Annotated in this window: 10 protein-coding genes; 5 read left to right on the forward strand and 5 right to left on the reverse strand. The window is 60.5% G+C overall.

The window, feature by feature from the left end:
- Positions 1-88: 88 nt before the first annotated feature.
- Both AB4083_RS22585 and AB4083_RS22590 read right to left on the reverse strand, forming a co-directional pair.
- Positions 89-688 carry an IS3 family transposase gene (locus AB4083_RS22585; RefSeq protein ID WP_441610760.1) on the reverse strand — a complete coding sequence of 200 codons (600 nt, stop codon included), beginning with the start codon at positions 686-688 and terminating at the stop codon, positions 89-91.
- A complete protein-coding gene (locus tag AB4083_RS22590) occupies positions 667-1,032 on the reverse strand; it encodes a transposase (RefSeq protein WP_441610761.1) in 366 nt (121 codons plus the stop codon). Before AB4083_RS22590 ends, AB4083_RS22585 begins: the two co-directional genes overlap by 22 nt.
- 504 nt (positions 1,033-1,536) lie before the next feature.
- On the opposite strand from AB4083_RS22590, the gene AB4083_RS22595 reads away from it, so the two are divergent.
- A complete protein-coding gene (locus AB4083_RS22595) occupies positions 1,537-1,926 on the forward strand; it encodes a hypothetical protein (protein WP_441610752.1) in 390 nt (129 codons plus the stop codon).
- 19 nt (positions 1,927-1,945) lie between these two features.
- Here the strand turns inward: AB4083_RS22595 and AB4083_RS22600 are convergent, their stop codons facing one another.
- Positions 1,946-3,808 (reverse strand): MASE1 domain-containing protein, encoded by a 1,863-nt coding sequence (locus AB4083_RS22600; RefSeq protein ID WP_441610753.1) that lies wholly within the window; start codon positions 3,806-3,808, stop codon positions 1,946-1,948.
- 198 nt (positions 3,809-4,006) lie between these two features.
- Between AB4083_RS22600 and AB4083_RS22605 the strand changes: the two genes are divergently transcribed.
- The 3 genes from AB4083_RS22605 to AB4083_RS22615 all read left to right on the forward strand — a co-directional run bounded on the left by AB4083_RS22605 (position 4,007) and on the right by AB4083_RS22615 (position 8,218).
- On the forward strand, positions 4,007-4,210 hold the full coding sequence (locus AB4083_RS22605; protein WP_441610754.1) for a DUF6229 family protein: 204 nt from the start codon (positions 4,007-4,009) through the stop codon (positions 4,208-4,210).
- A gap of 98 nt (positions 4,211-4,308) precedes the next feature.
- Positions 4,309-7,170: a type 2 lanthipeptide synthetase LanM family protein gene (locus AB4083_RS22610; RefSeq protein ID WP_441610755.1), complete on the forward strand. Its 2,862-nt coding sequence runs from the start codon at positions 4,309-4,311 to the stop codon at positions 7,168-7,170.
- A gap of 613 nt (positions 7,171-7,783) precedes the next feature.
- A complete protein-coding gene (locus AB4083_RS22615; protein WP_441610756.1) occupies positions 7,784-8,218 on the forward strand; it encodes a response regulator in 435 nt (144 codons plus the stop codon).
- A gap of 443 nt (positions 8,219-8,661) precedes the next feature.
- Here AB4083_RS22615 and AB4083_RS22620 read toward each other — a convergent pair whose 3' ends face one another.
- On the reverse strand, positions 8,662-9,150 hold the full coding sequence (locus AB4083_RS22620) for a DUF1643 domain-containing protein (protein WP_441610757.1): 489 nt from the start codon (positions 9,148-9,150) through the stop codon (positions 8,662-8,664).
- A 101-nt stretch (positions 9,151-9,251) separates the two neighbouring features.
- Positions 9,252-9,470, reverse strand: a complete 219-nt coding sequence (locus tag AB4083_RS22625) for a hypothetical protein (protein WP_441610758.1) — start codon at positions 9,468-9,470, stop codon at positions 9,252-9,254.
- An 870-nt stretch (positions 9,471-10,340) separates the two neighbouring features.
- On the opposite strand from AB4083_RS22625, the gene AB4083_RS22630 reads away from it, so the two are divergent.
- The gene (locus tag AB4083_RS22630) at positions 10,341-10,562 is read left to right on the forward strand and encodes a TonB-dependent receptor (RefSeq protein ID WP_441610759.1); all 222 of its coding nucleotides are present in this window, start codon (positions 10,341-10,343) and stop codon (positions 10,560-10,562) included.
- Positions 10,563-10,996: the final 434 nt, after the last annotated feature.

Below are 10,996 nucleotides of genomic sequence, written 5' to 3' on the forward strand. Positions count from 1 at the left end.
CATAGGCCGGCCGAACTGCAGGCTGTAGCTCTTGCTTTAAATACGCGACCAAGAAAGACTCTCCATTGGAGGACGCCCGCCGAGGCATTCAATGAGTTGCTGCTCTCGGTAAATCAAAACGGTGTTGCGACGACCAGTTGAACCTGGGCTGGCTGCCACGGTCGCTGTGGTGGATACATGTGCCCGGTGGCGGTTGCCGACAAGCCACGGCGGCGTCGAGAGCTGCCAGTGACAATTGCGTATCGATTCGCCGGGAAATGGCGTAGCCGACGACCTTGCGACTGCACGCATCGAGGACAGCGGCGAGATAGGCGAAGCCCGAGGCGATGTGGATATAAGTAATGTCTGCGACCCACACGGTATCCGGTGTGGTCGGAATGCAATTTCGATACAGATTGGGAAAGGCGGCCAGGCCATCAGCGCTGTCGGCGATCTTTTGGGATCGGGGACGCCGTTTGGCAGCCCAGCCATGTTTCGGCATGACGCGCTTCAATCGTTTGTGGTTGACCACGTGCCCCATCGCCGCCAATGCACGTTGAACACGCCGATAGCCATAGCCAGGGAATTCATCATGGATGTCATGGATGAGTGCCACCAACCGGGCGTCGTCCAGCCCCACGGCTTTGGCGGTTGAGCGATAGTAGAACGTACTGCGGGCAAGGCCGATCACTTGGCAAGCCCTTCGAATGGAACAGGCCGCGGGCCGCTGACGACGAAGAAGTCGTCGTCGCTGCTCGAGTGATCGCGCTTTTGCGTTTTTTTGAGCAGATCCGCTTCCATGGTCAACTGGCCGACCTTCCGTTCCAGCTCGGCAATGCGCAGCTCGTACTCTTCGGCAACACGTGCCGCAGGCTTCTCCGTGGGATCGAATTGTCCCCGATCGAACTGGTCGAGCCACTGATGAATGAGATTGCCCGACAGCCGGTGAGCTCGTTGGGCTTCCCGGCGGCCGATAGTCCCCGCACGGATAGCAGCACAAAGGGACTGCTTGAATTGCCGGCTGAACCGCCTAAAGGGGGCTTTGTAGACCATAGGACCTTTTCCTCCGAGAAGGCCCAGCAAACCGTATCACTTGCTCTTCACGACCTGGTCCAGGCCTAGGGGCTCACTTCAGCCGCGCATCAATCTGCATCACGCGCCACCTCATAGAAATCGCCCTCCACACTAGGCCTGACGAGGCTCGGCGCTATTGCATCCACTGCATCAAAAATGAGGGAAGAAGTACGCAGGCGAGGAGGGGGGACGACCGCGCGCGCCGGGGCCAAGCCCCCCCGTCTGGTCAATAGCTGACCAGACCTGTATCCGCGATAGACAGCTGTCTGCGGGCCGTGCGGGCCTGCTCCACGAGCCGCGCGCGGGAGGAACGCCCCCTGTGCCCGGAGATGGCTGCTCATGCCACTTTCACACCCGAGTGCTAGATTTCCGTTTCGATAGAACGGCTAATTTCATCAACGCAAAAAAGGGGCGCGTTATATGCACCTGCGGTCACGTGCAGTTCTCGGAGTCGGTCTCGCCATTGGCCTTTGCGGTACGGCCATGGCCGCATCACCCAACACGGGGCTTGGCCAGGCGTGGCCCAATGCGCCCGACGTGAGCACGAACCCCAACTTCCACGTCTACGCCTTCGACTTCGGCGGGGTCCGGTACATTCAGGTCAATGACCTCAACGGGAACGTGCTCGGCAGCGTCGGTAGTGTCGGCGGCACCTTCCTTACCCTCCCCATCGGGCGGTTCGCGAATCTGGTCGATACGCCATCGCAACCGACCGCCCTTCCGGCCACCACGCAACCTGCCGCCGCACCCAAAGCGATCTACAACGACGGCACCACGGCCATTACGGCGACGCCACTCTCCAACGGCGCCATGCAGCTCCGCGCGGCCGACGCCTGTGGCGACCCCGTCACCTGCAACATCAAGCTGCAGTGAGTGGATGAGCCAACCCCACTCACGGGTGGGGTTGGCCAGGATGCTGCAGGGAAATGAGCAGCCGTCGCCCCTGGGGCAACGGACGTTCACGCAGGGAGCCTTGATACGTCGCTGCACGGTCTTCGATCGCGCGTCGCCCCAAGCCGCTGGACAGCAACCGCAGCGACGGCAGAAGCCGATCCCACCCTATGTGCGCCAAGCGATGGGGATCGCCGATGGTCTGTACCAGCACCATCATACGTTGCGGCCGGCGCGTGCCGCAGCGCACTTTGATACGCACCTCACTGACGTTCCGCGCGGCACAGGCATCGCTGACGGTATCGCAGATGAGTCGGTAAGCCGCAAGATGCATTACCAACGGGAAAACGCTGACTGGCCCTCGCACATCACACCAGAAGGCCACTCCCGCAGCTTCAAGGTGTCTCGCCAGGGCTCCCTGCGACAGCATCCCCGGCAGTCCTCGATCCCGATACATCAGCGGATGCATAGCGTCGCTTAGTAGAAAGAGTTCACCCTTCGCTGCCTCAGCAAGCCGCCGATAGCGGCGATCCTCCGCCACGGGAAGGTAGTGGCTAAACCTCGTCAACAGATGCCCCAACATCACGTCGAATGCTTCGCGTGTGCGCTCAAGCGAAACAGCCGCACTGCGAAGTTGTGACTCGCCTAGCTCTACGTTTCGTTGCGCAAGCGCCATGGCTGTACGCGAATCCACGCGTTCTTGCTCGGCACGCCGATGGAGTCCTGTCACGTGCTCGCCGACCAGCAGCATGGTGGCGATCGCCAGCGCCACGAGCGTTTCCGCCCGCAGCGTGTTCGCATCGACCTCGGCCGGCATCAACAGCATGATCCCCACACTAGCTAGCGTGCCGGCAAATGCCGCTCCCTTCCAGCCATGACGAAGGGCCAAGAACACGACGGGCAGGAACATCGCCATCTGCGCGACAGGTCGGTTTTGTGCGTCACGGAAACCGACCCACCCCACAAACAGCATGATGGGCATGGCAACGAACACGGTCTCGAACAGAAGGCGGCTGTCCGCCACTTCGTGAAACCAGGAACGCCATTGCCCTCTCGCTTCGCTCGCTAGCTGGGCGAGAACCATCGCCGTAGGCGCCACCGTCAGCACACCTAACAGATTGCCCAGCACTAGGCGCGGCACCACCTGGCTATAGTCAAGAACATAGTTTGGAGGCAGCGGGGTTAGGAGCAACTGGCCCAGCGTGATTCCTGTGGCGATCGTAGCTACCACGAAGGCGCATAGCACCAGGCCAACCACCTGAAACGTTCCCTGCCGGGGGAAGAGCAGCCCACGCTCGCGAAAGGCCCAAACGACAGGTATGTAGTACGCGATGGCGGGTGCGAGATTGATCGTTGCCCATAAAGCGCCGTACTGCGGATAGCAGTCGATGCTCACGTATGCCATGCGAGCCAAGCCACCGAGCGCGAGCGCCGGCCAATACCGGTATCGCGACAGAAGCAGCACACTCAGGTGAAAACCGGTAACGATGATCCAGTGGGTAAAGGTCACTTTGCTAATGAGAAACAGAGTGGCGCAGTACAGAGCGCCCACCGCAAAGTGTCGAATCAGGGCATTCGCCCGTGGCCCAACCCGCATCGTCCTTCCCCTTGCCCAATCCTTGTGGTGAACCACTTGAAGGCTGGAATCACACCGAGCCCAGCGTGAAACGCCTGTGAATCCTATGAGAACGCCCTGATGCCGCACAAACGGCATCACCACACCCGTTTGATGTTGTCGGTCGCCGTCGGACACAGTTGGGGTGCACCACACCTCATGTCGAGCGGCACCCTTCGCCACTCTTGCCTCTGCGCGCTCGGATGCACGCCCTGTGGGCCTCCGACCAAAGCAAAGTAGGCCGGCCATTCACGTTGACAAGCGAGCACAAGTACGAGCAACGTAGCGCGCGGCGTTTCTTCGAAGGGGCTTCGAAGCGCAGCACTATCGGCCCGATGGGGGACTCCCGCGTACGTCTTGAAGATCAAAGTTCGGGAATGCATTCCACCCGAGGAAATGGGGTGGGTTGTCATTCAAAATCCAACTCGATAACTCAGGAGTAATGCTATGCAACAGACTGACGATGTCGTTTCAGGCTGGCTCAGCGGTTCAGACTGCGTTGACGGCATAGAGAGTCCGGCCGGCCCGCTCTACATTGAAGGCGAAGCGGCGACCGAGGCGGCGCTGACCGGATCCTCCGCGAGCATGAACATGTTCACCAGCGCCACCACCGTCTCCTGTGGCGGGTATGGCGGGTGTGACTGCTGTTGACCTGAGCCTCCATCGGCGCGCAGTCAAAATCTGGCTGCACGCCGATCACTGATCGTTTTGCGAGCCGCCTCCTCTGATGGAAGGATTCCAGGCAAACGATGGTCGAGACACACCCACCCGATGCGTTCGCCGCCATCATTGAGCATTTCACCGCTCCTGCGCGCGAAGCGTTCGCCGCCAATCTGGCGGAACAGTTAGCTGGACTGGATCTCGCCGAAGCGAGCTTGATCCGCTCGACCGCTGACGAGGCTCTGCTGCATACCGCGCGACTCAAGCTCAATCGGGTACTGCTACTGGAGTTGCATGCGGCCAAACGCGCGGGCGAATTGACCGCGATCGACGAGGCCGGCCGCTTTGCTCAATTTATCGCTCGCTCGCTGCAACCGGCATTTACCGAGCACCTGGATCGCCGCTACCCCCCACTGCGCCAGCGGCTGCAGCGCGCACTCAGCCAGCAGCGATCGTCCATCGAAGCACTGGTAGTTCGGCTCATTGCCGATCGGGACGCGTTAGCGCGCCTGCTCGGCCGACCTGCCGGACGGTTGACCGGCCTGGCCCTGGGACAAGGCGACCTGCATGCCGGCGGTCAAGCCGTGGCTCGGTTGTCCCTGGAAGGGGGCGAGGTGATGTACAAGCCACGCTCGCTGCGCATCGACCATGTGCTTGATGCATTGCTGAGGGGCGTCTTCGGTGACGCGGCCGATCGCATCCGCGTACCCGAGGTGATCGACCGCGGCGACTACGGCTGGGCGACCTACATTGGCCAGCGACACTGCGAGAGCGAAGCAGAACTGAAAGCCTTTTACCGCGCCCTGGGGCACTGGCTGGCGGTGTTACGGCTGGTAGGCGGCACCGACATCCATCTGGAGAATTTGATCGCCGCAGGACCCGTGCCGGTAGTAATCGACGTCGAAAGCCTGTTCGCCGCGATCGACCATGGAACGCCATCGACTTACGGCCACGCATACGATGTGGCCCAGGCGCTGATTCGCAGCTCGGTCTTGCGCACAGGCATCGTGCCCTATCGCGCGCCGGCGTTGGGGTTCGATGGTGTCGACATCTCCGCGGCCGGTGCGCTGCCGAACCAGCAGCCACAGGTGCATGCTCCGGTTATCGTTGACGAAGGCACGACGGACGCGCGGCTGAAGGTCATTCGCGTCGACGTGAAAACGGCGAAAAATCATCCCGGTTCGAATCCCGACGTATCGCTTTATTGGGATCAGATCAGCGAAGGCTTTCTCGCTGCCACAGCGCAACTGCGCAAAGTCGACACCGAGGGGCGACTGCTACCGTTACTGGCCGCATTCGAGCAGTGCCACGCGCGTGACATCCGCCGGCCGACCAGGGCGTACATCGAAATCGGTCGCATGCTATGGCATCCGGCATCTCTTCACGATGAAAACAGGGCGATCGGGCGAGTACGCGATCTGCTCGCGCGCAATGCCCTCGTGGTATCGACCGCGCCTTCGGCGGCATCGGAGATCGCAGCCGAGATCGACGATCTTCGCTACGGTGATGTTCCGGTTTTCTCCGCGCCGCTGACGCGCGCGCGGATCGACGCGACCATGGCTGACTGGCGCGCCATGCGCATTGACCTGGAGGAGCTGACCATTCGCAGCGCGCTGGTCGCCACCAAGCTCAATCGCAGCGTTGACGAGCCCGTGGACAGCAGACGTCGCTACTTCGCTCGCCATCCGCATGCCAATCGCCTCGATGCGCGCCGCCGAAAACTTGCCGCCGAAGCCGTCGAGCGCCTGCTGCGGCTAGCGGTGCGCGGTAACGATGGTTCGGTGACCTGGATTACCCCGGAAACGAGCCAGAGCGGATGGCTGGTCCAGCCGCTGCAAGCGGATATCTATTTTGGCCTCGGTGGTGTGCTGGTCGCGCTGGCCGGCTATGCATGCGAGACCGAGTGCGGACGCGCAAATGCGGTGCCCGGTGTCGATGAGGCACTCGACGGCGCTCTGAATATCTTCCAGGCACTGGCGGCAGCTGACCGGCCCAGGACGACCGGCGGCTTCAGCGGCTATGGCTCGCAGATCTGGACCTGGTTGACGCTGCACGATCTATTGCAGCGTCCCGGGTTGATCGCCCATGCCGTCACATGTGCTGAAGCTCTCGCGCACGAAGGTTTCGGCAACGATCTCCAATTCGACATCATCGATGGAGCCAGCGGCGCTATCGTGCCCTTGCTGCATCTGGCCGAAGCCACCGGTGACGAGCGCTGGCTCGCCCTTGCCTCACGGGCGGCGCGGCACTTGGAGACCGCGGCCATCGTCGACACGCGCGGCGCGCGCTGGCGCACTCCTGTATTCGCCGAGCCGGTGGGTGGCTTCGCCCATGGCGCCGTCGGCATCGGTTGGGCGCTGGCACGACTGACGCTGACAGGAGCCGGCGACGCTGACGAGCGCAAGCGTTGGAGCACGCTCGCCGACGCCGCCTTCGCGTTCCAGGATTCGCTGTATGACGAGGCACTGGGCAACTGGCTCGACATGCGCCAACTGGGCGCCGCCGAGACCTTTCACACCTGGTGCAATGGCAGCGTCGGCATCGGCCTGGCGGCCAGCGACCTGTATGCACGAACGCAAGATCCGCATCATCTGCGCACCATGCGCCGCGCCGTCGCGGCCTCGCACGGCCAGTGGGGTTCAAGCCATACGCTTTGCCATGGCGATCTATCGCTATGGGAGCTGTTCGTGCGTGCCGCGGCGCTGGATCCCGATGTCGCCGCCACCGACGTGGATGAGCCGATGGCCCAGGTGATTTCGGCCATTGAAGAACATCACGGTGTCGTCGGCGGCATGACTCGCGCCGCCTTCACGCCGGGTCTAATGACGGGCCTGGCCGGCGCAATCCATAGCCTGAATCGGATGCACCCCGACTGCGGGCTCGCTTCACCGCTGCTGCTCGAACGCCGGAGTCAAGTCGCTAGGGACAGCATGGCCTTTGAACGCATTTGATCGGGGCTCGATCCGGTTTCGGGGCTCACTAAACGGGGCCCGGCTCGGCGCTGTTGCATCCATTGCATCAAAAAGTGCTCAGGCAAGGAGGGGGACGTCGGGACGACCACGTACGCTGGGAGCGAACCCACCAGATCGCTAGGGTTTTCCGTCATGGGGAAGACACCAATGTCGTTCCCAGGGTGAGCAGCGCCCGAATCCGGAATCAGGCTCTCCTCACGCGCTGCCTCACTCTTCTTGAACTTGGGTCGCACGTGACTGGTCGGCGCGCATTGTGCTATCGCCTCAAGGATCGCGGCCTTGGACATCCCCCCTTAGCCGGTACCACCACCACGTTGCCTCTCCGGCCCAAGATAGCTGGGAGAGCCTGCACCTGGCGTGATGTTGGAGGCTCACGTTGTGCGCCTCAGCGATCGCGGCCTCGGATATTTGCCTCCCCCTTACCGTTGGCCCCACCACATTACCTTTCCAGCCCGAGTCAGCTGAGATTTGGCGCGAGGCCCGGCTGCATGGCTTGCATCCAAAAGCCAAACAACGGTGTACAGTGTCAAAAAATCTCCGGGATTTCCCCAGTTTTGGCGACCGTGGAAGGTGCCGTCACTGAGTACGTGAAATGAGCGAAGATTCGTTCAATGGAGAAGCCGGCGACCAGCAATCTCCTGCGCCGCGGGCACTGGTGGTGGAAGACCAAGACGACGTTCGAGCCATACTTTGCGCGATGCTGGAAGAGCTTGGCTTTGAGGTCATGAACGCGATCAACGCCGATGTCGCCCATGCCTTGCTTACCGCTGACGGCCGCTTCGACTTGTTGCTTACTGACGTCAATATGCCTGGCTCACTCGACGGGGCTCAGTTGGCCGCCCTTGCGAGACAGATCGACCCAAGCATGAAGGTCGTCGTCACCTCTGGACGCATCGATGAGGTAGCTGGAAGGCTGCCGTCCGACTTGTCGATCTTGGGAAAGCCGTTTGGCATGGAGGAACTCGTCGCCGTGGTTGGAAACAGGCGTCACCGTCCCGACGAGCAAGCAAGCGACGTCGTTGCCTAGGCGGCCGCTAATGGCGAGCGCATCCGTGCAGTCTTTCTGTGGTCTTATCGCAGCGCAGTCAGATGGCCCAAATGGGGCCTGCCCTCCATCCGACAAGCACCACAGCCGCTCCCATTCCGGCTTCCCGCGACAAGCGCGCAGTTCGGCCTGAGAATCCAGGGCGACCGATAGTCGCCTGCAACTTCCTGGGCGGGTAGTGTCAGATGCCGTCGAAGAGGGAGTGTTGGTTACGTCGAGTACGCGGCGCCTGCTTCTTCAGCAGGCCCATCTCAGCTCGGAATATGTACGCGTCATGCCCTGCACCAGGAGCTATATGCCTAGACGACCGTTTGGTGTTTAACGTCAAGCTACGGCGATGACGGCACATCAAGATGCTAACGTCGAGAAAGAAAGCTGAGACCGGCCCTATTCGCCGTCGACGTAAGGTCATCCTGACGATTTTTTCAAACAGCAAAGTCTAGAAGCGGCGTGTCATATCCAGTCATGAGCGGATGGCAAGGATCACCACTTCTGGTGACGCCAAGGCATTTCACGGGCTTTCCGCTGGTCAGTAGCAACCCAGAAAACCACGCTACGCGCGGACGGAGACGCTCCGGCAATTTTGATCGGGTTCCCCAGCAAGGAACGAGCACATCGGCATAGCGAATGATGTTGTCCAGCTCGACAACATTGTACGGCCCAAACGGATCAGCACACTTGCCAAGAGCCGACACGTTGGTAGTACGAAACGCGAAGACGCTGCCGACAACGCAGCGCGATCCGCCCCAGCGCCGCGTAAATCCAACCTTCTTGCGCATGGCGGCGTCACCAGCGTCCACATTGGCGACAGAGGGATAGGCCCCAAAGAACGCGAAGACCGGTCCGCTCGCTGCTACCTCTCGAGTAAGGCAGTAGCGATATCGGCCGCAATCGAAAATGATGATGCTATCCATGCTTAGCATGTGGAAACGGGTTGCGGCCTCGCCGGCTCATTTGTCACGCGACCGCTTTTCGGTGACCCGAGGCCGAAATCATCGACATGATTCGCTGGCCTTCATTCCTCACCGATGAATTCCCTGCCCGCCGTCCATGCGGCCGCCATAGACAGAAAGCGGCGTGTACGCTCGCCGATCTCTTTAGTGAAGCGACCGCCACCCAGTGACATCCGCGCGCCAAATCGATATGCAGTCGGCCTCGCATTAGCGGGATGCTTGATCTCTGTAAGAGACAGCTCCCACTTTCCGATCATCTCACGACGAACGACGCCGTTCACGACGATTCTCTCATAAGCCTGGATTGTGGCCCGCGCTACGGCCTATGAATGAAACTCTCCATGAAAGTTTCGCTTCTCACCGCATCGACGATAGCTTCCCGGCCTTCGTGTTGTCCGAGCCAAAGAGGGGCACTACAAAACCGCCGGGTACGGAACGCTCTGGCGCGTACATATCTGGTCGATCACATTGAATAGCCAATCGTCGTCTTCGTGCGCGCATTGCGTTCGCACGCCGTGAAACGCACCGTCCGTCCACTGGAAGAAATCCGGTTCGCTGGGGTTGCTGGAATGCAGCTGCACTACTCCCGCTTCAATGCGGCTTAGCATGCTTCGTAGCTCTTGCCTGGATTTCAACATGGCGTCGTCTCCCGGTTAGTGCAAAGGGCGAATCTTGAGCGGCCCATGCCGCAACTCCCGAAATGAATCGGGGAAGTGCCGGGGGGATATCAGGAACCGAGCCGCATGACTGAGGCGCCTGCCAAGACTGGAATGTCTTTATGCCCCAACGCAGCATGCGCCTATAGTTGTTAGGTGGCGGTAACGCGGGGAACGGCGCAGGCATGATTTCCAATGTGATCGCTTTGAATGCCCGTAACTGCAGGCACGATGGCCTTACGACATGTTACTGTGGCGTAACGAAGGCAAGCGCACACTTGGGGAGCGTTCTGCTCAGACAGTCACGCCCCGACATGTCAGACCGTTCGTAACTTCTCTTCGAAGCCGCGATTCTGCTTTCTGGTATGCATCCGGCGAATGCATATAGACGACACATCGTCGCCCCCATCTCGCCAAGCCGCGCTCGGCACCTATGCGTCCTGATCTTCGAGAGATCACGGAAAGCATTCGAAGCCCCTAGCCAAGGAGGTCGCCATGACCAACGTATCCGGTAAAACCATGAATGGCTTTACGTACGAAGGCGAGTACGAACTGATCCACGCGGATCGCGTCAGGTGGAGCGCAACCTACCGGCGCGATGGAATCTTCTTTGGGATGCGTCATGGCGGCATCAATGAACTTCTCGGCGTGTCGCCCGGTGAGGTTCAACAGGTCGTCATGGACGATATCGAGTCTGCATGGACCCGAGCGAGCTAAAAGATGGCCTTTGGGCCGCAATGTCCATACACCTGAGCTCAAGGATCGACCTTAGGATCAACCGCTTGTCCTTGACGCACGACGTATGACGATCGCTCTACGGAGCCGATACCCCATCACCACAACCGAGAACGCTCCATTGGTAAAGACAAACTACTCTTTCGAAAAACGCCAGCGGGAATTGGCAAAGAAGAAAAAGCAAGACAACAAGCAGGCCAAGAAAGTGGCATCGCGCGATGGCGCAAGGCCGGAGCCCGTGGCTGGAACAGTAAACGCCAAGAGCTACGGGCTTGTACAGACTTTTGTGTAAACGGGATCGCTTTAAAGCTGAGGGATGCGGCCTTCGAACTGGATGGTAAAGCGGTTGAGCGCCGCCTTCCAATCATGGATTGGAAGCGTCCATTTTTTACTGATGTTGCGCAGCCCTAAGTAGA

This window comes from Dyella sp. 2RAB6 (genome assembly GCF_052115385.1).
Classification (GTDB): Bacteria; Pseudomonadota; Gammaproteobacteria; order Xanthomonadales; family Rhodanobacteraceae; genus Dyella_D.